This is a genomic window from Rheinheimera sp. NSM, assembly GCF_052380015.1.
In the GTDB taxonomy this organism is placed as follows: Bacteria; Pseudomonadota; Gammaproteobacteria; order Enterobacterales; family Alteromonadaceae; genus Alishewanella.
This window is the reverse complement of the sequence record NZ_JBQTCI010000004.1, coordinates 401,837-424,037: the sequence shown is the minus strand read 5'-3', so window position 1 is coordinate 424,037 and position 22,201 is coordinate 401,837. Positions and strand designations below refer to the sequence as shown.

The window sequence follows — 22,201 nt, the reverse complement described above, 5'->3', positions numbered from 1 at the left end:
TTTAACCTTACACCCCTCTGTTGGCTACATCGGGTCCAGCGTCAGCAGCACCCGGGGCGTGTCAGATGCCGGTGAGCGGTGCACTATGGCCTGTTGCTCATTGCCCTCCCAGCCGGAGCCTTTGAGTAAAGTCACAGAAAATGTCCGGGCTTGTGCCGGCTTGCCATCCGTATCCAGCCACTCGGTGCCGGGGCCAAGGTAAGTGGCTACCAGGCGGCATACCAGATGATCGGTATGAAATTTCGGACACATGGGTTTGCTCAGGGTTTCCAGCCGCAGGCCCAGTTGCCGGCAGTCCATTAAGCAGCTGAACATCTGGCACAATAAGGCGATATCAGCCAAAAAGGCGTCTTTACCCGGCGCATCGGGCAGGGCAAAGCCAATATCGTTTTGCACATTGTCGGCGCTGACAATACGCTTTAGCGGCATAGCCAAGCTAAGTGCCCGGCAATAATCTGCGATGGCCGCATTGCTGCGGCGCTGCCAGCAGGCTAAATTAACCTCGTCAGCAAAAATACCGGTCAGTATCTCAGCCGTGGTAGAGACCAGCTGGCGGCCAGGCAAGCGAAAGTCAGTGAATGATAGCGCACTCACGCCAGTTGCTCCTGCGCAAACGGGCTGGGCAGTTGCTGCCATTGCTGCTCACCCGGTTCAAGTTCTGCTTCGGTTAGCAGGCAGGCCTCCAGCTGAGCCAGCATGGCGGCTTTATCCAGTTGCTGGCCAATAAACACCAGCTCCTGACGGCGGTCGCCGTAGGGCTCTGCCCAGGTTTGGAAAATGGCTTCCTGCAATTCCGGCTCTTGCGGCCATTGCTCTGCCGGCACCGCCTGCCAGAATAAACCGGCCATATTATAGCGGGCAATGCCACCTGCCTGATGCCAGAGCCAGGCGTGTTCGGGCGTGCTGGCCAGCCAGAAATAACCTTTAGAGCGCAGCAGGCGGCCGGTGGGCCAGTCCTGATGTAAAAAGGCATGAAAGCGCTGCGGGTGAAACGGCCTGCGGGAGGTAAAGGCAAAGCTGCTGATACCGTACTCTTCGGTTTCCGGCTTATGCTCACCTCGTAGTTCAGCCAGCCAGCCGGGCGCTTGTTGCGCCTGCTCAAAGTTAAACAAGCCGGTATTAAGGATCTGCGTTATATCAACTTTGCCTTTGTCAGCATGAATAATACGGGCGCGGCTGTTTAAACTGCGTAAAATGGCTATCAGGCGCTGTAACTGAGGTGTGCTGACCAGATCGGCTTTGCTGACGACCAATACATCGCAAAATTCAACTTGCTCGATTAATAAGTCGGCTACGCTGCGCTCGTCGTCTTCGCCTAAGCTTTCGCCACGCTCGTTTAAGTCTTGTGCGGCTTCAAAATCCTGCAAAAAGTTAACCGCATCCACTACTGTTACCAAGGTGTCCAGCCTGGCAATATCGGCCAGGCTCTGGCCGTCTTCATGCTCAAAGGTAAAGGTTTCAGCTATCGGTAGCGGCTCGGAAATGCCGGTGGATTCAATCAGTAAGTAATCAAAGCGGCCGGCTTTGGCCAGTTTACCCACTTCCAGCAGTAAATCCTCGCGCAAGGTGCAACAAATACAGCCGTTGCTCATTTCCACCAGCTTTTCTTCGGCGCGGTTCAGGCTAACTTCCTTATTTAGTTGGCTAGCATCGATATTTACATCACTCATATCGTTAACAATAACCGCCACGCGCAAACCGTCGCGGTTATGCAGTATATGGTTAAGCAAGGTAGTCTTACCGGCACCTAAAAAGCCGGATAACACCGTTACCGGTAAGCGTTTGTCTGATGCGATGTTAGTTGGCAGCATGTTGGGGCCCTTGCAGCTTATGCAGTAGTTTACGGTTATATAAATGGGCGCAGATAAGCAGCAGCCCGCCGCTTATTGATAGCGCGGTTTCGGCCTCGTGCGGCGAAAACAGCGCGGCAATCAACACTAAGAAGCCGCTTAAACCCAGCAAAAAAGGCGTTTTACGCTGATGTACACACCAACCACCCGGTAGGCTCCAGGCCAGCATAGCGCTGATGGGCAGCAGCATCAGGTAGTGAAACCATTCTGAACTGAATACTCCCAGCAGCAGGCCGGAACTGCCCAGTGCCAGCAACAGCGGCGTAGCGAGGCAATGCACGACGCAAAGGCCGGATAAGGCAGCTGCAATAAGGTCTTTCATAAGGTCTCTTTATTAAGTTAGTGGCGCGGGCGCCTGCGACGGAGTGATGTTATTTGGCAGCAGGCGTTGCACTGTCACCAAATAATGTTATAACATCACAAAAGTTAAAGGATGTTATAACATAACAATTGTGTCGTCAAATGCAGCAGCCGTGCCGTGCAGCTGCAAAACGGCGCTATTTATGGGGAATAAGATGTTTAAGAAAACCATATTGGCCACGGTAGTGAGTAGCTGTTTGCTGGCGGGTTATGCCAGTGCGGAGTCTATTAGCGGCGTGGTTACTGATGAAAATGGTCAGCCGGTAGCCGGGGCTGAAATTAGCGTGGTGGGGGAGAATCAGCGGGTATTTACCGATGAAAATGGTCGCTTTGTGGTAAGCAAGCTGTTGGCCGCTGAAGCGGAATTGCATATAGAGGCGCGCCGCTTTGGCCACCGCAATTTTCATTTCACTGTGCCACAACAAGGCTTAAACGATGTAAGCCTTACGCTGCTTAGCAGCACCATTGAAGTAATAGATGTAAAAGCCAGCCCGTTTCATGCTTCGGCTACGGAATCGGCCTTACCGGTTAGCGTACTGGCCGGCGATGCGCTGAAAATGCGTCAGGCGTCGACACTGGGGGATACACTGAAAAACGAAGTCGGCGTGCACTCTAATTTTTATGGTGGTGTTGCCAGCAGCCCGATTATCCGTGGTCTGGACGGCCCGCGCGTGCTGATCACGCAAAATGGCCTCGATGCCGGTGATGCCTCACGCGTTGGCCCGGATCATAGTGTAGCCGCGGAAGCCAGTACCGCTACACAAATTGAAGTATTGCGCGGCCCGGCCACCTTATTTTACGGCAGTGGCGCCATTGGTGGTGTGGTAAACGTGGTGGACGAGCGTATTCCTACTGATAACACTAGCCGTGCCGAATGGATGCTGCAGCGTGGGTCCGTTAACAATGAAAAATTAGCCGCAGGTTCTTTGGTTACCGGTGTCGATAACATTGGCGTTTACGTCGATGGTTTCTGGCGCGACAACGGCAACTACAGTATTCCCGGCTTTGCCGATATAGCGCCGGATGAAGATGCAGTAAAAGGCAAGGTGGCTAATACCGCCGCTACTGCTAAAGGTTTTACCCTCGGTGGCAGTTATTTGCTGGATAACGGCTATATTGGTGTGTCTTACGGCCGGCTGGACCGCGAGTACGGTATTCCCGGCCACTCGCATGGTGGCCATGATGAGCACGATGAGCATGACGACCAGGATGACCACAGTGCAGAAGAAGAGGTGTTTGCCGACTTAAACCAGAACCGCTATCAGTTGCTAAGTGAGCTGAACTTTTCATCCGGGTTAATCCGTGCAGTTAACAGCAAACTGGCATTTACTGATTATGAGCATGCTGAAATTGAGCATGGCGAAATTGGCACTACCTTTAAAAACCAAAGCCGTGAAGCCCGCATTGAAATTTTACACCGGCCTTATCAGGACTGGCGCGGCGGCTTAAGCCTGCACTACAAATACAGCGATTTTGAGGCCATCGGTGCAGAAGCCTTTACCCCGCCGTCAGAAACGCAAATGCTGGCGCTGGGCTGGATGGAAGAGCGCCACTTCGGTCCCTGGTTAGTGCAATTAGGCGCCCGCATTGAACGGGTAACGCTTGACGCTACTGATGTATTGCTGCCCGATATCGGCGCGCATGGTCACGATGGCGACGAGCACGATCATGATGAACATGACCATGGCGCAGAGCTTATCCGCGTATTTGATGTCAGCCAAAAATTCACACCTTACAGCCTGTCGGCCGGTGCGGTATGGGATCTTGCGGAAGGCTATAACCTCGGCTTATCGGTATCACGTTCGCAGCGGGCACCTTCCGCATCTGAGTTACTGTCATTTGGCCCTCACATTGGTACGGCGGCCTATGAAGTTGGTGCCTTGTTTGTGCTGGATGACGATGAGTTTGTGTTAAATGCTCAACCAATAAAAATGGAAACGGCGAATAACCTGGATATTACGCTGCGTAAATTCAGCGGTAATACCGGCTTTGTATTAAATGCCTTCTATAACCAGGTGGATAACTACTACTACCAGCAAAATACCGGCTTATTTGCCGAAGACGGCCATGATCATGGCGATGACCACGATCACGGCGATGAGCATGATCACAGCGGTGAGTTGCCGGTGTATCTGTTTACCGCTGCTGATGTAACGCTGCACGGTTTAGAGGCGCAGTATGTCTGGCAGCTAAATGAGCCGTTTAAACTAACCTTGCAAGGCGATTATATCCGTGCCCGCTTAAAAGGTGGTGGTGACTTACCCCGTACGCCGCCACTGCGTTTTTCCGCAGAGCTGGCTTATGAGCAAGATGCCATCAGCGCGGATTTACGCGCCACCCGCTACATGAAGCAGGACAGAACCGCCGCGCTGGAAACGGCCACTGACGGTTATAGCTTGCTCGATGCCAGCGTCAGCTACCGCTTTAACCTTGGCTCTTCGCAGCTTACTGCCTACCTCAAAGGCCAGAATCTGACAGATGAAGATGTTCGGGTACATACCTCATTTTTAAAAGATAAAACACCACTGCCGGGTCGTTCGATGGCACTGGGTGTGCGCGGTAGTTTTTAACGTTTTTGTCGCAGGTATGTGTGGTTCCTGGCCTGCGGCAACTTTTTATTTAGCAAGGAGATTTCATGTTACAGTCCATGTTACAAACTAAATTAAGCCTGGCGGCGGTGCTGATCAGCGTATCTTTACTCAGCGCCTGTGGTGACAGCACGACTAACGTTGTCGAAAAAGACCCGATAGCCGGAGACGATGATCACGACCATGATCATGATGAGGTTAGCACGGTAGGGCGGTTGGCAATTTCGGCGAAAGATTCTAACCTGGTATCGGTGTACGAACTGCAAGATGGCAGCCTGCTGGATACCTTTGCTGTAGCTGATGTGCCCTCGGCATTGGCCGCATCACCGGGCAAACGCTATGCCCTGGCAGTGCAGCGCACCACAGACCGTGTAGAATTTATCGATGGCGGCCTGTTTCAGGAAGATCATGTTGATCACCTGCACGATTATCAGCAAGCACCGGCGCTAACCAGCTTTGTGTTAAGTGACAGCCGGCCAACCCATATCACCGCTACCGACAGCCAACTGGCGGTGTTTTTTGACGGTGATGCTGCAAGCTCCTCCCCGGCAGCCGTAGCGGTAATTACTGAAGCCGATATTACTACCGACAGCAATGGCTACCCGGTGCTGAATTATAGTGTGAACATGCACGGTGCTGCTCAGGCACGTGGTGATTACTTAATCTCGACAATACGCGATGCTGACAGTGCAACCACGTTGCCGGACAAGGTAGCGGTGTACGAACAGCATGGCGACCATTACCACGAAGAGCTGGTATTTGACGAGTTATGCCCCGGTTTACACGGCAGTGCGCAAAACGAGCATTTTATCGGCTTTGGCTGTACCGACGGTGTGTTGTTGATTGAGCAAGACGGCACCGGCTTTACTGCCGTCAAGCTGGCGAATACTGCCGATTTTACCGACACTATGCGTATCGGCACCCTGGTAGGTACTGAACACGCTGAGCATTTTGTTGGCTTTGCCGGCGCCAATGCTTTTGCTATTCATGCCCATGACGGCGAAATGGAACTGATTGACTGGCAAGCAGCAGAAGGCGCAGCGCTTACCGGCTACGGCTTTGCCGATAACGGCAGTAAATTTGTGCTGCTGGATAACCAGGGCTATTTAACCATCCTGAACTATCATGGTCACGAACATGAGGGTACAGCTGAGCCGGCGTTTGAATTTGCTGCCAAAGTGCAGCTGACTACTGCCGATGTAGCGACTATGCCAGAGGGCAGCCGCTTTGAATTGGCAATATCAGCCAGCGATGACAAAGTGTATGTAATTAACCCGATAGACAGCAGCTTGCTGACGGTTGATACTGCCGATGCTGAAGTCGTAGCAAGCCAACAGCTGAACTTTGTACCGCATAAGTTAGTTTGGTTAGGTATTGCACAACCGGCGGAGGCGCATGACCACTAAGGTTGTGCTGCTGTAAGCTTGCTGAAAAGGCCGTTAAGCATATTTAACGGCCTTTTTTGTTTATCTGGCTTGCATCTCATTGAGAATAATTCGTATTTATGCTTATATAGCCTATCTTTTCTACCTTAACACCCTGCAGGAGTGGCAGTATGAAATCAGCTTACGCATTAAGTTTATTAGGCGCCGGTATCGCCGGTGCATTTATCAATATTGCCGCCGCACAGGCCGCAGAAGTAAACATCTATTCAGCCCGCCAGGAAGAGCTTATTAAACCGCTGTTGGACAAATTTACTGCCGACACCGGCATTAAAGTAAACCTGATCACCGGTAAGCCGGATGAACTGATCAGCCGGATGGTTAGCGAAGGCCGCAATAGCCCGGCGGATATTCTAATCAGTACCGACGTGGGCCGTTTATACCGTGCTAAACAACAGGATGTGCTGCAAAGCGTTGAGTCTGAAGTATTAACCGCCACTATTCCGCAAGCGCTGCGCGACCCTGCCGGGCAATGGTATGGCCTGACCATGCGGGCAAGGCCCATTTTATATGTGCCGGGTAAAGTAAAGCCGGAACAACTGTCTACTTATGAAGATTTAGCCAGCCCGCAGTGGAAAGGCCGTATTTGTATCCGCTCGTCGGACAATATTTATAACCAGTCGATGACCGCCAGCATGATTGCCCACGACGGCGCGGCACAAGCAGAGAGCTGGGCCAAAGGCCTGGTAGCCAACTTTGCTATGCCACCCAAGGGCGGAGATCGTGACCAAATCAAAGCCGCTGCAGCCGGTGTGTGTGATATTGCTATTGCCAACACTTATTACTTAGGCGGCATGCTGGCCGATGCGAAAGAGAAGGCTGCAGCAGAGAAAGTTAAAGTATTTTGGCCAAATCAGGACGGCCGCGGTGCCCATGTTAATATCTCCGGCGCCGGCGTGGCTAAATATGCACCCAACAAAGCGCAAGCGGTTAAGTTACTGGAATATATGACGACTGCAGATGCCCAGCAGTGGTATGCCGAAGTAAACCACGAATACCCGGTGCGTGAGGGCGTAAAAGCCAGTGCTATTTTACAAGGCTTTGGTGAATTTAAAGCAGACCAGTTACAATTGGACAAATTAGGGGAATTAAATGCCGAAGCCATTCGTGTAATGGATCGCGCTGGCTGGAAATAGTCTTTGAATTCAATTTGTTGTAATGTGGTAAGCGTTTTATGACGCAGGGTTGGCGTGATATCTGGCGTTGGTCGGTATTGCTGCCGGCCTTGGTGCTGGCGCTGCCGGTAGTGGTGATCTTTGCCAGCGTATTAACGCCGCAAGCTGAGGTATGGCGGCATTTACGCCAAACCGTATTGGCCGACTATGTTGTCAATTCGCTGCTACTGGCCTTTGGTACCGGGCTTGGTGCTTTACTGATTGGCACGGCTGCTGCCTGGATCATTACCCGCTACCAGTTTGTTGGCCGGCGCATTCTGGAATGGCTGCTGTTACTGCCGCTGGCCATGCCGGCCTATATTATTGCTTACACCTATACCGGCATGCTGGACTTTGCCGGCCCGGTGCAAAGCGCGCTCAGGGCGCAGTTTGACTGGCGCTACGGTGATTACTGGTTTCCGCAAATCCGTTCATTAACCGGCGCCATTATTATGCTGGCGCTGGTGCTGTATCCCTATGTGTATATGCTGGCGCGCAGTGCATTTCGCGAACAGTCGGCTTCGTTAGCGGAAGCCAGCCGGACTTTGGGCTTAACATCACGTCGGCATTTTTGGCGGGTGGCGTTACCTTTGGCACGGCCGGCTATTTTAACCGGCACCGCGCTGGCGATGATGGAAGCTTTTGCTGATTACGGCACCGTGCAGTACTTTGGTGTTACCACCTTTACCACCGGCATCTTCCGCACCTGGTTTGGCATGGGCAATCAGCCGGCGGCTGCACAGTTGGCGGCGATGTTAACCGGCTTTGTACTGCTGTTGCTGCTGCTGGAGCGTTGGTCCAGGCGTAAAATCCGTTACTACCACCAGGGCCAGCGCACTCAGGCCGCGGCCGGGCGTACTGTCAGCCCGCTGCGGCAATTGATGTTGTTGGCGCTGTGTTTGCTACCGGTACTGTTTGGCTTTGTTATCCCTGCGGCACAGTTAATCAGCTGGGCTATGTCGAATTACAGCGTTACGCTGAACAGCCAGTTTGGCCAACTGGTGTGGAACAGTTTTTCACTGGCCGCGCTGGCGGCGGTCATTTCGGTATTGCTGGCATTGTTGTTTGCCTACGGCAAGCGGCTGCGGCGTGACGTACTGGTGCAGGCGCCGGTGCGTGTGGCAGCTCTGGGTTATGCGGTGCCCGGCACCGTTATTGCTATTGGCGTAATGTTGCCGTTGGCCTGGCTGGATAGCCACATAGACCTGCTGGCCGAACAATGGTTTGGTGTGCGCACCGGGCTGATATTCTCCGGTACCCTATTTGCGCTGCTGCTGGCGTACAGCGTGCGCTTTTTGGCGGTGTCATTGCATAGCGTAGAAGCGGGACTGGAGCGGATTAAACCCGGCATGGACAATGCGGCGCGCTCCTTAGGGTATGCGCCGTTTAAAGTATTGCAAAAGGTGCATGTGCCGCTGCTGCGCGCCAGTGTGTTAACGGCGCTGTTGCTGGTGTTTGTTGATGTATTAAAAGAGTTGCCGGCAACGCTGATACTGCGGCCGTTTAACTTTAATACTCTGGCGGTGCGCACGTACGAGCTGGCATCTGATGAGCGCCTGGCCGATGCCGCTTTACCGGCGCTGGCTATTGTAATAGTAAGCTTATTGCCGGTGATATTACTGGCGCGCTCGGTAGACTCAAGTATGAAGGGATCGCATTAATGCTGGATTTACAACAGGTTGCTGTGGCCTACGGCGGCCATACTGTAGTGAAAGATATCAGCTTGTCGTTAGCACAGGGCCAGATTGGTTGCCTGGTCGGGCCGTCCGGTTGCGGTAAAACCACCTTATTGCGCGCCATTGCCGGTTTTGAACCGGTGTCAGAAGGTTGTATCAGCCTGCAGCAGCAAGCGGTAAGCAGTGCCACGCAAATGTTGGCACCGGAGCGGCGCCAGGTGGGCATGGTGTTTCAGGATTTCGCCTTATTCCCGCATCTTAATGTGGCAGACAATATCAGTTTTGGTTTATTCAACCTTGGCAAAGCCGGCAAGGCGGAAAAGGTAAAGCAGTTACTGCAACTGGTCGGCCTGCCGGATTTGGGCCAGCGCTATATTCATCAGCTGTCCGGCGGCCAGCAGCAACGTGTCGCCTTAGCCCGGGCGCTGGCGCCGCAACCGAAAATACTGCTGCTGGACGAACCCTTTTCCAGCCTCGATACTGAGCTGCGCGAAGGCTTAGCGCGTGAAATCCGCCAGATTTTACAACAGCTGCATATTACTGCAGTGATGGTAACGCATGATCAAAACGAAGCCTTTACCATGGCCGATATGATCGGCGTAATGCAGCATGGCCGCTTGCAGCAGTGGGCAACGCCTTATGAGCTGTATCACAAGCCGCTAAACCGTTTTGTCGCTGATTTTATCGGCCGCGGCGTACTGCTGCCGGGCACCATGCTGGATGCGCAGCAGGTGCAAACCAATCTGGGCGTGTTTCGCCAGCGCTATGCCAGTGCGGCGCAACAGGGTGACAAGGTAGACGTATTGATCCGTCCGGACGATATAGTGCACGACGACAGCAGTGGCATTACCGCCCAGGTGGTAGAAAAAGCCTTTCGCGGCTCGCATATTTTGTATCAGCTGAAATTACACAGTGGTGAGCTGGTGCAATGCCTGGCGCTGAGCCATCACAACCACGCTATTGGCGAGCAAATTGGCATCCGGCTGGATTTAGATCACCTGGTGTTATTTGCCCGCAGTTAGCTGCCGGTTAATGCAGATTATGCTGTGGCAGTAAGTTATCGATAATCTGCTGGTAGCGGCCGGATTGGCGCAGCTCAGTCAGGCCGGTATTAAAGCGTTGTATCAGCGCTTCTGAGCGCGGGTCTTGCTTCGACAGCAACAGGTACATAGGCCGCAGCTCCAACGCCGGCGTCATCCAATCCAGTGAGCCGGCAAACTGCGGCATTTTCTCATCAAGTAAATACAAGCCATTGAGCTTATCCGCCGGTACTAAATCTACTCTGCCGCGCGCCAGCATATGAAAGGCTTGCTCATCTGTGGCTACCTGCTCTGTGGCAATACCACTCTCCAGCAAGCCCGGCAAATGCAGGTAACCCTGCACCACAGCCAGGCGCAAATGTTGCTGTGCTAAATCGCTATATTCGCGATAGCTTATCGGCTGATCTTTGCGTTTAAAAAATACGATCTGGTTGGCATACAACGGCTGGGAATAGTAAAAGTGCTGCGCCCGTTTATCATCGTACCAGGCGGCCACCAGGCCAATATAATTTGCCTGCCGACTTTCACGATAAGCGCGGGCAAACGGCATAAAATCAATGCTGATGTCGATACCCTGCAGTAAAAACGCCTGGCGGATAATTTCACTTACCGCGCCCTGCTGCGGCAAATCAGCAGCGTAGTGCGGGTAATAATTGCTGCTGGCCAGCAGCAAGCTGTCAGTCTGTGCTTTTAAGGGGCTGCAAAGCAGCAAAATAGTAAGCAGAACAATAAGTCGCAAGCTGTTCATCAAACACCTGCAGTACGCATCAGGGCCGTTAAGTGTGGCACAGGCAGATAGAAATGCTAACAATGACAAAGTAAAAATGTAATAGGCAGGCGGAAAACTCTAATCCAGGCTGCCACTAAGAACGGAGTGTTTACATAAATATAGTGTATTGCTAACTGGGTGAGCCGGTATCGTAGCGAGTAATTTCACCGGGCACAGCAATTTGTTAACTCTCGACTTCTGGCGGGGAGATAAACTTGCTAAGCTGAGGATGTAAACGACGTCCGAACTGGATTCTGGTTACACCTTGCTGCTTTCCAATACCTCAAGTGATGGTGCTCTTGTGGAAATTCAGATAAACCGGAACTCAAGTTCCGGTATTCTAGTCTCAGCTCCCGATCAAAATCTTATTAAGTACCTCATCCAAAGAGAAAAGCCATTGTTGCCAGTGCCGTCAAGCGAGCTCTGGTACCTTACCTCACCACCTAGTTTTTGATTGCGGCCCAAACGCAATTCACCGCCAATTCCGATTTCGCCCAATGTATAGGAAGACTGTGACGTCAGTGTTGTACCTGACGCATTTGTTTTTTGTTCACCCGAAAAATCTCGCAGCACATTGCCCAATATATAATACTGCCCACTCCGTGTTAGATCTGAATCATAGGTAAGGCCAAGTCGCAAAACAGTACTCTCATTGGTTCCGGGGACAATCACGTTACCTGCAAAGTCGGTAAAGCTGTCACCATCAACAAGGCCCCAGGTAAGTTGGACTTGAGGGGTCAGAGCTCCGGCTGAAGTAAGGCTGAAACGCTGACCCAACTCGACGCCAAACGAATAGGCCTTGCTATTATGGCTTTTTACTAGGCTGCCCATTGTGGATGAAGCAATGTCGCTGTCAAGCCAATTCAGCTGACCCTGTAGGTCGGCATAAAACCCTGAATCCCCGAAAAAAGTTACCGTAGAACCAATCCCGGAACCCGTGGTTCTAATGCTTCCGGTACCTTTGGAATTCTGTACGTCCGCGCTGATTTGGCCATGTTGCAGAGTCGCACCAAGTATCCAGTCGCCTGTGGACCCGGACACGAGTGAAAAGTCCAGCCCGGCCTGCAGGCCCCATTGATTGCTCTCAAAGCTTAATTTGCTCGTGCTGGAGTCAGGCTCCGCATTCATCAAATCTCCGCTAAAACGAAGCCAGATGGGTTGGGCTTCTGTCGATACCCGCAGATGGCGCCGCTGGTTAAAATCAGACAACTTGTTGAATCCACCAAGAATTAGCGGCAAAGCCTCATACACAGCGCCAGTTGCGTTCACGGCACCAGTTAGCAACCATTGCGTGTCAGTATTCGCAAGATCGTAGTCAAAAACCCCCGAGGTTATCGGTCCTCCTGAAAGCGCAAAATCTCCTGCTCGGGTCGTGCCAGAAACTTCCACCAAAACAACATCTTTGCCTGAGGCATTACCTTCCGTTACGTCGGCGACGCTGACCAGTGTTGTTCCACCAGTGACATTTCCGTTTACAATTAATTGGTCGGACTTATTCGCCGCAAAGTCAACATCTACTTGAAGGCTCCCCGAGCCAGAGTAATCTCCCGTCACCGTGAAACTGTCGCTGGCGCTGCTATCCAGCATCGTAAGCGTACCGCCATTGCTAAAATTGCCGAACAGTTGAAATTGATTGCCGGACACATCCAGAACACCGTCACTCATCGTTTCCAGTGTACCTGCTGTCAGCATGCTGTCGCTAAATGAAATTCTAGATCCACTGGCTACCACCAGGCGTTCCCAATTTAGTACAGAAGCACCAGTTAGTTCCCCACTGGAATTTATAAAAGTCAAGACATCGCTAAAGCCGTCGGCTGTCCCAACGTCATCACCGCCGTCAAAAATGGTCACTCCGCTGAAGTCGCCACCGGCAAAGGTCAGACTGTCCGAGCCACTGCCCAGCCGAATTTCACCTGAAACCGACGCGCCGGTGTAAACAGTCGTGAAGGAGTTTCCTTGATTGTTTTCAATTGCAAGGCCTGAAGTCGAACTTACATGGGCTCCCTTCTGCAAGATAATTTCGGTCGTGTTATCCGCTAACGTTTCGGTTTTTATACCAAAATCGGCTCCACCCTTGACAATCCCTTTTACTGTAATGCTTTGCAATCCTGCTCCATTGTTAATCGCGAAAATCCCATTGGTCCTACCGCTAACGTCCGCAGTGGACACAATGAGATCGGTGCCTGCAGCTGAGTTTGACACGTAAATCCCATCTGAATTTGTACCCTTCACGCTGCCGGTCGAGGTCACACTGACCGCGCCAGTGCCGGAATTGTAAACGCGAATACCATTTCTGTTTCCCACAACGTTCACGGCGGACACAGTAATATCCGTTCCAATACCCCCTTTGCCATACGCGTAGATTCCGTCCAACCCAGATCCCGAGACATTGCCGGTGGATGTCACTGTAACAGCGCCAGTACCAAAGTGGGCCGCGCCAATTCCATACTCTCCACCGTTAACATTCACGGCGGAGATAGTTAGATCAGTACCAGCATTAAAAGCACCGATTCCAGGGCCGTTCGTTCCCACAACGGTACCCGTTGCCGTCACGCTTAAGGAACCCGTGCCGAAATTAGCCGCTCCAATCCCATACTCAGATCCGGTAGCGTTGGCGGCGGAGATAATTAGGTCTGAACCGTAATTATACGCACCGATCCCAAGGCCGTTCGTTCCGACCACGGTGCCAGAAGACGTCACGCTCAAAGCGCCATCGCTATAGTTGCGGACGATAATTCCGTCGTTTTCGCCTGAAATTATAGAGCCAAAATTATCAAAAAAGGTGACACCGGAGTTTCCGGAGGCGTTGGTGATTTCAATCGCATCTCCATCCGCGACAGTGATGCCAAAACCTTCTACAGTTTGAACAATAATGTTGCCTTCTACCGAAGGTGAAAGCGACTGTGACACATCTGCAACACCAGGTCCCGAGCAGGTCCAAATTCCTGAACCGACTCCACCAGTTTCTGCACAAGAGCCGGCATGAGCAACAACTGTTGTTCCTAGTGTGATCGCACTTGCCATCAAAACTGAATTGACGGCAACGGCGACCGGGTGCCGTGGTATTAAATGCAATTTCGCTGAGCTCTCGCCGCGCAAAACAGTGCTGCGATGATTACCGCAAATTGTGGATGAACCGGTCATGCTTGCTCCCTCTGCTTTATGATCAACTCGACAAACATCTGGTTAATTTAAGAGGCAAATTGAATGTTCCGACGTTGAAAAACTTCGCTTCCCTCTTTGGCTTCCTCAGTAACATTTTATTTATCCTCTAACTTTTTCCTTTAATCCCCCAATTGCAATCCTTGCAATGATTTGCGGGCTTGGGATATTAGCTATGGTCGAAGCATGCTTCAAATCAACGGTGCTCTTCTGCCGGTTTCACTGAACGCGTAGTGGTGGACAGCAAACTGTCCATTGGTGACAATGTTGAACGCGGTTTAGCTTTAGTTGTTTGAGTGAATAGAACAAATGGTATAATCAGAAATGAATATAACCGCTTCCCTTCTAAGAACATCGTCACTCCCTGACACCGTCACAAATTTGCTTGCATTTTAGGTATGTAAAAATATTATTGCTAGCGTGTCAATATAATTTAGAAAAAAATAACGTACAACTCAGCAATTTTAAACAAGAAATCTTTTCTGACCTCTTTCGTGACGGTCAATTCTTATGCTCAGGAAAATGACACTCAGGGTGAAATCGCGAACATGTTTTGAGCAACTAGTTTAAACTTAAGTTGCCAAAACTAAGATCACCGCTTGTCAGCCAAGTTTATCAAGCCGCTATTTGATTACTACTTTATCGCCATGTGCGCCACAATTTCTTGGGCTGGCGGTTGGAAGGATATCTAGGATTTCGGCGAGTCGGACCTATTTAGGGCGCAAACTAATAGTCTGTACCGGGAAGGCTAAACGGCAGACGATTCAATACAAACATTTCTTTTACCTTCGCAAGCACCACCGGCGTTAGTTAATGTTCCAGGTCACTCAACACAGCATGAGCAATAGTCCTTAATATTTTCAGGGCCCGTTTTTGCTTTCCCCGCAAAACACTAGCTGATAAGGATTCAACAGTGACTGTTCTTACAAATTAGGCAACATTATGATTGTTAATCTGTTTTAGCAGCTACAAACCTCACATCAAACGAATGGGTTTGGCTGTATCAATTTTACCGCTGGCAAGGTTTGAAATAGCCTGCTCTAATTCAGACTGGTTTAAGGCGTTGCCAATGTCCTGCAATAGGGGAGTTGAGTATGGCAAAAATCCGGACTGCGGGGAGACGGATGGATTTGTTGGTTACATTTTACTGTTCCATTTTGACCAAGGATTGACAGAAATTCTGTCAATCCTTGGTCAAAATTGTCGATCGAATTATCAATTTTAACAATTGGATAAGTGTTTTTCAGATGCAGCAATGTTTTTTAGATGGCCAAAAAAGGGGGCCGCATGCAGCTTGTCCAGCCAATGGCTGAGTTTTAAGAATTCGAGTTTGCTGGTTCAAACTGCTAGTTTGTTAGATCCAACGATGCTTCGGTTCTATTCCAAGTGATTAGTTTGGCTAGCTCAGGCGAACCAAGCGACAATGCCATGGGCGAATGAAAACCGGGCAGAATCTCCACGTCATAAAGTTCAGCCACATCACCATCGATCCTGAACCATTCAACACAAGACCCCGTTTTTAGATCTATAATCTGAACTCCGCACCAAGGCGAACTATCGGCCTCTTTTAAACGCTGTTCAAGCGGCAGGCCTTCAAATCGCTTGTAGCGAGGTTTCGATAACGCTACGATTGCGTAGTTACCGCAAAATGCAAGACCACGCAGAAAACCCGGGCAAAACGCAACAGGTCTGAAATGCCCGATCTGGGATCCGGAGTGTTCCCCCTCACGACCCAGCCCCTCGACCACACCAAGTTCTCCTGTGCCGGAGTTCAGAAGCCATAAACGACCATCATGCCACCGGGGCGAATGCGGCATCGACAATCCATCGCAGACAATACGACCGGTTTGAACCTCAACAACAACACCACCACCAACGCGCCGATCGCGCCAACCATCAACGGTGTTTGATCGCGAGACAGCCGTCACAAAGGCTGGTTTGCCGTCGCGCATCGCAAGTCCATTTAGATGGCAGCGATCCTCGTCCACAATTCGGTCAATAAACGGAGGCAGCCAAATAGGTGTGAAACTGTGCCGCGACGATAGGGTGGCCAGACAATTGAAACGAGTATTCACAAAGATTACCTGGCCATCGGAAGCAACACCAACATCATGGGCGTCGAGTCTTCCGGTCGTATGGACATTGCGTGGCACGAAGCATGCGTCAAAGCTGCCGTTTAACCTTTCATGGGGCCCGAGAATGTTCTCAAAACGCAGGATTTCCATGCCGCCAGCTAAGATCAGCTGGCCATTCTCATGCCAACTTAGCCCCATCGGTTTGGGCATCGCAGCTTCATGAACATTCAAGCCGCCCATTGGATTCCGCCCGATCAAATAAAGTAGGCCTGCTTGATAAGAGGACACGGCAAGCGAAACGCTGAGTTGGGTCAACAGTGTCACGAGTCCGCCAGACTGGCTGTACTCAACCTGAAGAGCAGAATCTGCTGCCCCAGTGCCACGTTGCGCACCATTTGAATTCCTTAAATTTCCCATTCAGATCTCACAATTGTACTAAATCAAATAATAAACCCGAACCAGACCCATGAAGAAAAGAAAGACGCTGGAATCGCACCATTAATCCTGGTCAGGTGTTAATACAACCCAACTGCAAACAGAAAGCTGCGAGCCTCTGCTTGAAAATCAAGCGATGGCGATAATTGCTTTACAATTCCCTCAAAAACGACCAGTGCCAAAATTACGGTAACAAAATCGGTAGAACCACGTAGACCGTTGCGCCGAAATAACTCAAAGAGTTCTTTCGCGAAGTGAGCTACCTCGAACAGTTCTGCGCTCTTACCTGAGTTTGCGTTGACAAGTTCACACATCTCTTTTTCGAAGCGGTTCCAGTCGAAGAGCTTGGAGCGCCAAGTCGATGTTGAGAGAGCTATTTTCGCGCACTCGCAGCCATTATTTGTTGCAATAGACAAGAAAAATCTAGTGAACTCAGACTGTCTCTTGGAATCCAAGAGAACGACTAAACCGCAATCGAGTAATACGAGCTCTTCATCATTCTTAAACCTGACGTTGCCTGAATGCAGGTCGCCGTGGACGAATCCGTCGATAAAAATCATTTGGAAAAGTGCTCGGAGGCAAGTTTTGGCGAGTACATCTGAGCAGCCCACTTTTTTAGCAACTTGCTCGACTCTTTGCAGCCCGTCGAGGTACTCCATTGTCAGCATTCGGCCGTTAGAGAGCTCACTGTGAATCCGGGGCAGCTGAACGTGAGACGAACTGCAAAAATTCTCTCTGAATTTTGTATAATTGCAAGCCTCGGCAGACAAATCAAGCTGACAAATCAGAACATGCCGAAGTTCCTCCACCATTGGAGCCATTGGGATTAACCTCATCCGCGGCACCAAACTTAGTATTTTAGCCGTTGCCGAAAAGAGTACCATGTCACAAATCATCCGCCATCGCACTCCAGGTCGCACGATCTTAACCGCGACCACAGAGCCGTCTAACAGTACCGCCCGATACACATGGGCTACGCTACCAGCTGCAATTGGTTCTTCTTCAAAATGTCCGAAGACGCTGTTGAGCTTCCGGCCAAGGAATTGTGATATCAGATGCTTTACTTGCGCGGGTTTTCTGGACTCCACTTGTTCTTGCAGGACGGCTAGCCGAGATGAGATTTCTGGCGACACTAAGTCCGGTCTGGAACTGAGGACTTGGCCAAGCTTGATGAAAGTCGGCCCGAGAGCCTGCAGCGCTTCACGCAGGGTATTTCCCTGTGAATTAAAATAAGCACTTCTTGAGCTGAACCGCCTCAGAGACCAACTAAAGAACATTTTCAGGGCGTAGGCTATGACAACAAAGCATATTTCTGTTAAACGCACTGGCAGAAGTATTACGAGTTTGGCGGAGTCACGCAATCGACCAACTTGGTTCGTCGTATGCGTTCCACAACAGCCCTTGTAGTTATTATGCGTTTTTGATTCGTTTCGCATCGCTCTCCCGCTTTAAAGACAATTAGTCGGCTCCTTCCTGGAGAAACGCTTGCAAAGCGATGACCTGAATTTGGATTAAGCGCAAGGACTGGATTTCTCATTTCTTTCCGGCCCAATTTTACTCTCTTTTTACTGCACTATATTTCAACGCCCGACCGATTACGACAACAAATTCTTAAAATTTCAAAAAATCCAGAAGGCCCTGTTCGAAGGAATTACGCGCGTGTCCAGCTGAAGTAAAAATTACAGAATACTCAGACGAACTAAAATCTCAAAGGCCACGTGCTCATCAGAGGGGCTACATTCTGCTGGATGATAGAAATTCGAAATTTTTCGCCCGGGTAGCGCTTTGCCCCGCCGGCGGCAGAGCAGCCTCAGCCTCTTTGACCATAAGTTAGATGACACCTTCGCATCAATTTCCTCGATGAGTATCAAGCACAGTTTCAATTTCCGCTCGTCGGCGCCACCAAGGCTGACTTTTACCTTTTCCCTTATTCTTGAATTGGGCAATTTGCCATCGATGAATCCTTCCTCAGGCTTTTACCATTCTCTTACGAATTTAATCCTCAGTTCATCGGATCTTGGACTTTGGATGTTCCGTTTTCCTTACCATCCCTTCTTTCTGGAACAAGTTTAAGTAGACGAATGTTCAAATTGGCATAGCCATGCCATTTTCCGTCTCAGTTATGCCAGAAGATTGGCTGGCTCAGCACCTAGACATGGCGCGATTCTGAGCTCTAATATAAATCCGTTATATAACGCAACTATATCCACAAGAAACCCAACAACGTGAAAGGAAAACTTATGATAGAACTTGCAGATATGATGTTAGAGGAGGTTGGCCCTGCTCTCCCAGATGAAATTGCAACGCCTTGGAAGGCACTCCGTAACCGCGCAAGCGAAATATTGCTGAGAATGGAGCCGCGACGCACATTCCCAGATGGTTCGCGCGGCTACAAAGCAACGTCGCAGACAACTATTGAAGTGGTTGTCGGAACTAAACATGACGACCCAAATGCCCTGCGCGAGCGGTTCGAGTTCCCTGAGGCTGAGTTCGAAATCCTTGTACATGACCCGGTCTTTAGCATGAACGGCACAGTTCGGCTGGATCTGGAAATTAAGAACTACCGAACTGAGACTATCAGCAAAGTCCTTTTCCCCGGCCAAACTGTTGCTCTCGGCGTGGGCACTTCTTTTAATGCCACTCTTGAGCCTTCTATTGGCCGCCTGGAAATTCCTCTTGGAGTAGAGTTCGGGCCGGAGTCTGTCCGTAGCCAGCAATTCATCCATTTGGCTGTTGAAACTCCTATGGGAGTTCTGCACAACCCAGATGCAGCTCACATGCAAGCAGCCGTAAACCAAGTTCCTCCAGTTGGGTCTGTTTATAGCCAAAAAGGGCTTGTACCGATGGCAAATGCACAAGGCGAAATCGTTGCCATTAAAACACTTACTGAGACGAAAATAGTCAAGCTGTTGCCTCTGACGGAGTGATCTCCACTAATCGCTTTGTAGCCTGGTTGAGCCTCAACCTGTGAAACCCAGGTTGCAAAGCAAATTCAAAAATTTAAACAAAGCAGACAATAATAACAATTATGCACAGCTCACGAAATAAAAACTGCTCCAATCGACAACCAGATTGTAGAATTTGCGGTCAGCGTCTCCATCAATTTATTGATCTGGGTAGGCATCCCCGGGCAGATTCATATCGCCGACCTGATGAGCATTCGCCTGAGTTAATGTTTGAGTTGAAAGTCGGCATATGTGAGTCTTGTCAACTAGTGCAACTTATTGACGAAGTCCCCCCCGAATTGATGTTTACTTCGGACTACCCATTTCGAACTTCTTCCTCCCAACGGATGCAGCAGCATTTCCGTAAAACGGCTCTTGAAATTCTCGACTTAGAAAGGCACGCTGACACAGTGCCATTTATTGTTGAGTTTGGCTGTAATGATGGCACCTTTCTGGAAACATTTGCCAAGTTGGGTTTTATGCAGCTCGGCATTGATCCTGCTTCCAATCTCGTTGCGGAAGCCGTGGCTCGTGGAGTAAATGCCAAGACTGGTTGGTTCAACGCTGAGACCGCTGCCGAAATATTGGAATCGGCTAAACCGGCAACTGTAATATATGCAGCGAACACCCTTTGCCACATTTCTGATCTAGCATCAGTCTTCAAAGGAGTTGACCTTCTTCTTGCTGAAGATGGCCGCTTTATTTTCGAGGACCCATACCTGGGCGATATCGTTACTAATTGTGCCTTTGATCAGATCTATGACGAGCATATCTACTACTTCAGCGCAACAAGTATGGATTTGATTGCCAGAAAGTTTGGCATGAAACTGATCGACGTAGAACACCTGGGAACCCATGGGGGACAACTTCGGTTTACGGTTGGGCGTCTACACAGAACACAGTCACAATCGGTTGTGGACTTTATAGAAAATGAACGCAAGACTGGCCTTCATTCCGTAGATCATTTGAAGAAATTTGCGGAAGCCGTTGAGGTTCGCCGCTCCGAATTGCTGAAAGTTCTTCGTGTATTAGCTTCTACTGGTAAGACTGTTGCCGGATACGCAGCAACTGCAAAAAGCTCAACAGTTTTAAACTACTGCGGAATCGACTGCAACCTCCTCCCGGTCATTTACGACACGACTCCCGAGAAACAAGGGAAATTAACCCCCGGAACAGGCATACCAATTGAGCCGTTTCCTCAAAGTATTGAAGATTATCCCGACATTTACCTGCTCTTCGCTTGGAATCATGAGGAAGAGATCATTTCTCGAGAATCCGCTTTCCGTGCTCAGGGTGGGTCATGGCTAAAATTTGTTCCAAACGTCACGTTCTCGCTCGATCCTAGTTAATGAATTCACGAGCTCATCAACACTTTGCCCGGGCTTCCGGGGCTGACGAGTTTTTAGAATTGCAGAGTTGGCGGCTGGAAGCCAGAAAATGGTCTTCTGCAACGGCAACTCGGATCCCTCTTTCCGAAGTTAGGCTATGGGAAACGTCAGAGTTAAGCCCGGCTTATAGTCACTCGAGCGGTAAGTACTTCTCGGTTGTTGGTGTTACGCACGGTTTTCACGGTGAGGAGTGCACTACCGCCACCGCAATGATCGATCAGCCAGAGGTCGGACTTCTTGGCCTTGCAGTTGCGAGAGCCAGCTTTGGTTTGTTTGCCTTGGTCCAGGCCAAAGCAGAACCGGGAACTATACACGGTTGTCAGATTTCGCCAACCGTTCAGGCAACACGAAGCAACCAGCTCCGGGCGCACGGTGGTAAGCCTGTTCTCTTTCTTGAACTTTTTCATGCTCCGCGCGTGGTATTGCTCGACACTGTTCAATCCGAACACGGCAGCGTCTTTTGGCAAAAACGCAATCAATCGATGATAGTCGAAGTGCCTTACTTTGAGCCGCCTGTTGGATTTCGCTGGGTAGAAATCAATGATCTTATCAGGCACCTTTCGGTGAGCAACTTGATCCACTCAGATCTGCGAACAATTCTTGCTTTAGGTCCGTTCTGGCAAAGCCGAAATGCACCAACTCTAGTCGTCGAAGCTGATCGAATTCAAAAATGGCTCAGCCATCATCGTTCCAGAATCGCATATTCGGCAACTCGCGTTCCTCTGAGTGATCTGATGGGCTGGCGCCGGCAGCTTGACAAGCTCCATCGCATTGACGGCTCCGGGCACGAGGTAATCGGTGTTCGCGTCGACGCGATCGGCAGAGAAGTCGATTTCTGGGATCAACTCATGGTAAAACCCAAGGCGGTTGGACTAGTCATTCTTGCGGTTCGTGAACGCGAAGGCGCACTTCAGGCTTTGTTCAGAACTTGTGTTGAGCCGGGCATTCTGGATTTTGCGGAAATCGGTCCAACGGTCCAAATTTCTGGCGGAGACCAGCCTTCTGACAAAATGCAGAGTCAGCTGGAACGTGCACTGGCGCCCGACTGCGGAAAAATACAAAAAGCGCGAATTCTTTATGATAATTTTCACTCTGATGAAGGCGGGCGCTTTTTTCAAAGTGCAGTCCGTTACGTCTTAGTTAACTGTGACATCCCACCTCCGAGCGATGAGTACCGTTGGTGTGACGTCAAAACGCTCATTTCAATTGCACAGCAGGGAAACCTCCTAAATATTCAAGCCAGAGATACATTGGCTTTTCTGTTATTTCTTACTCAAGTTTGACGCGATTCGGTTAGAATCCCCTTGTTTTGAACTA

The 22,201-nt window shown here is 50.3% G+C and carries 15 protein-coding genes; 8 read left to right on the top strand and 7 right to left on the bottom strand.

Annotated elements, in window-relative coordinates; translation table 11 throughout:
• Positions 1–24: 24 nt before the first annotated feature.
• The 3 genes from ACTZWV_RS14165 to ACTZWV_RS14155 are packed head-to-tail and all read right to left on the bottom strand — an operon-like array spanning position 25 to position 2,172.
• Positions 25–594, bottom strand: a complete 570-nt coding sequence (locus tag ACTZWV_RS14165) for a DUF1826 domain-containing protein (RefSeq protein WP_444787173.1) — start codon at positions 592–594, stop codon at positions 25–27.
• Positions 591–1,811: a zinc metallochaperone GTPase ZigA gene (gene zigA / locus ACTZWV_RS14160; RefSeq protein WP_444787172.1), complete on the bottom strand. Its 1,221-nt coding sequence runs from the start codon at positions 1,809–1,811 to the stop codon at positions 591–593. Before zigA ends, ACTZWV_RS14165 begins: the two co-directional genes overlap by 4 nt.
• Positions 1,798–2,172 (bottom strand): MerC domain-containing protein, encoded by a 375-nt coding sequence (locus tag ACTZWV_RS14155; protein WP_444787171.1) that lies wholly within the window; start codon positions 2,170–2,172, stop codon positions 1,798–1,800. Before ACTZWV_RS14155 ends, zigA begins: the two co-directional genes overlap by 14 nt.
• A 193-nt stretch (positions 2,173–2,365) precedes the next feature.
• Here ACTZWV_RS14155 and ACTZWV_RS14150 point away from each other — a divergent pair, with 193 nt between their 5' ends.
• From ACTZWV_RS14150 to ACTZWV_RS14130, 5 genes are all read left to right on the top strand, one after another.
• On the top strand, positions 2,366–4,780 hold the full coding sequence (locus ACTZWV_RS14150) for a TonB-dependent receptor (RefSeq protein ID WP_444787170.1): 2,415 nt from the start codon (positions 2,366–2,368) through the stop codon (positions 4,778–4,780).
• Between the two features lie 65 nt (positions 4,781–4,845).
• Positions 4,846–6,204, top strand: a complete 1,359-nt coding sequence (locus ACTZWV_RS14145) for a 5-methyltetrahydrofolate--homocysteine methyltransferase (RefSeq protein WP_444787169.1) — start codon at positions 4,846–4,848, stop codon at positions 6,202–6,204.
• Positions 6,205–6,353: 149 nt separating this feature from the next.
• Positions 6,354–7,376, top strand: coding sequence for a Fe(3+) ABC transporter substrate-binding protein (locus ACTZWV_RS14140; RefSeq protein WP_444787168.1), 1,023 nt, complete (start codon positions 6,354–6,356; stop codon positions 7,374–7,376).
• A 38-nt stretch (positions 7,377–7,414) separates the two neighbouring features.
• Positions 7,415–9,055: an ABC transporter permease gene (locus tag ACTZWV_RS14135; RefSeq protein ID WP_444787167.1), complete on the top strand. Its 1,641-nt coding sequence runs from the start codon at positions 7,415–7,417 to the stop codon at positions 9,053–9,055.
• Positions 9,055–10,092 carry an ABC transporter ATP-binding protein gene (locus tag ACTZWV_RS14130; RefSeq protein ID WP_444787166.1) on the top strand — a complete coding sequence of 346 codons (1,038 nt, stop codon included), beginning with the start codon at positions 9,055–9,057 and terminating at the stop codon, positions 10,090–10,092. The genes ACTZWV_RS14135 and ACTZWV_RS14130 overlap by 1 nt, the downstream gene beginning before the upstream one ends.
• 7 nt (positions 10,093–10,099) lie before the next feature.
• On the opposite strand, the gene ACTZWV_RS14125 is transcribed toward ACTZWV_RS14130, so the two are convergent.
• The 4 genes from ACTZWV_RS14125 to ACTZWV_RS14110 all read right to left on the bottom strand — a co-directional run bounded on the left by ACTZWV_RS14125 (position 10,100) and on the right by ACTZWV_RS14110 (position 17,987).
• A complete protein-coding gene (locus ACTZWV_RS14125; protein WP_444787165.1) occupies positions 10,100–10,858 on the bottom strand; it encodes a substrate-binding periplasmic protein in 759 nt (252 codons plus the stop codon).
• A gap of 378 nt (positions 10,859–11,236) precedes the next feature.
• Positions 11,237–14,023, bottom strand: a complete 2,787-nt coding sequence (locus ACTZWV_RS14120; RefSeq protein WP_444787164.1) for an autotransporter family protein — start codon at positions 14,021–14,023, stop codon at positions 11,237–11,239.
• 1,364 nt (positions 14,024–15,387) lie between these two features.
• On the bottom strand, positions 15,388–16,533 hold the full coding sequence (locus tag ACTZWV_RS14115) for a TIGR03032 family protein (protein WP_444787163.1): 1,146 nt from the start codon (positions 16,531–16,533) through the stop codon (positions 15,388–15,390).
• Between the two features lie 98 nt (positions 16,534–16,631).
• A complete protein-coding gene (locus ACTZWV_RS14110) occupies positions 16,632–17,987 on the bottom strand; it encodes an ABC1 kinase family protein (protein ID WP_444787162.1) in 1,356 nt (451 codons plus the stop codon).
• Positions 17,988–18,791: 804 nt separating this feature from the next.
• Here ACTZWV_RS14110 and ACTZWV_RS14105 point away from each other — a divergent pair.
• From ACTZWV_RS14105 to ACTZWV_RS14095, 3 genes are all read left to right on the top strand, one after another.
• Positions 18,792–19,478, top strand: coding sequence for a hypothetical protein (locus tag ACTZWV_RS14105; protein ID WP_444787161.1), 687 nt, complete (start codon positions 18,792–18,794; stop codon positions 19,476–19,478).
• A 101-nt stretch (positions 19,479–19,579) separates the two neighbouring features.
• The gene (locus ACTZWV_RS14100) at positions 19,580–20,845 is read left to right on the top strand and encodes a class I SAM-dependent methyltransferase (RefSeq protein ID WP_444787160.1); all 1,266 of its coding nucleotides are present in this window, start codon (positions 19,580–19,582) and stop codon (positions 20,843–20,845) included.
• Complete coding sequence (locus tag ACTZWV_RS14095; RefSeq protein WP_444787159.1) at positions 20,845–22,167, top strand: NDP-hexose 2,3-dehydratase family protein; 1,323 nt, start codon at positions 20,845–20,847, stop codon at positions 22,165–22,167. Before ACTZWV_RS14100 ends, ACTZWV_RS14095 begins: the two co-directional genes overlap by 1 nt.
• Positions 22,168–22,201 lie beyond the last annotated feature (34 nt).

Bases quoted from the DNA above. Each gene is read 5' to 3' on its own strand.
- ACTZWV_RS14135 (WP_444787167.1), top strand. From the start codon at position 7,415: ATGACGCAGGGTTGGCGTGATATCTGGCGTTGGTCGGTATTGCTGCCG.
- ACTZWV_RS14140 (WP_444787168.1), top strand. From the start codon at position 6,354: ATGAAATCAGCTTACGCATTAAGTTTATTAGGCGCCGGTATCGCCGGT.
- ACTZWV_RS14110 (WP_444787162.1), bottom strand. From the start codon at position 17,987: ATGCGAAACGAATCAAAAACGCATAATAACTACAAGGGCTGTTGTGGA.
- ACTZWV_RS14145 (WP_444787169.1), top strand. From the start codon at position 4,846: ATGTTACAGTCCATGTTACAAACTAAATTAAGCCTGGCGGCGGTGCTG.
- ACTZWV_RS14095 (WP_444787159.1), top strand. From the start codon at position 20,845: ATGAATTCACGAGCTCATCAACACTTTGCCCGGGCTTCCGGGGCTGAC.
- ACTZWV_RS14130 (WP_444787166.1), top strand. From the start codon at position 9,055: ATGCTGGATTTACAACAGGTTGCTGTGGCCTACGGCGGCCATACTGTA.
- ACTZWV_RS14125 (WP_444787165.1), bottom strand. From the start codon at position 10,858: ATGAACAGCTTGCGACTTATTGTTCTGCTTACTATTTTGCTGCTTTGC.
- ACTZWV_RS14120 (WP_444787164.1), bottom strand. From the start codon at position 14,023: ATGACCGGTTCATCCACAATTTGCGGTAATCATCGCAGCACTGTTTTG.
- ACTZWV_RS14150 (WP_444787170.1), top strand. From the start codon at position 2,366: ATGTTTAAGAAAACCATATTGGCCACGGTAGTGAGTAGCTGTTTGCTG.
- ACTZWV_RS14105 (WP_444787161.1), top strand. From the start codon at position 18,792: ATGATAGAACTTGCAGATATGATGTTAGAGGAGGTTGGCCCTGCTCTC.
- zigA (WP_444787172.1), bottom strand. From the start codon at position 1,811: ATGCTGCCAACTAACATCGCATCAGACAAACGCTTACCGGTAACGGTG.
- ACTZWV_RS14155 (WP_444787171.1), bottom strand. From the start codon at position 2,172: ATGAAAGACCTTATTGCAGCTGCCTTATCCGGCCTTTGCGTCGTGCAT.
- ACTZWV_RS14100 (WP_444787160.1), top strand. From the start codon at position 19,580: ATGCACAGCTCACGAAATAAAAACTGCTCCAATCGACAACCAGATTGT.
- ACTZWV_RS14115 (WP_444787163.1), bottom strand. From the start codon at position 16,533: ATGGGAAATTTAAGGAATTCAAATGGTGCGCAACGTGGCACTGGGGCA.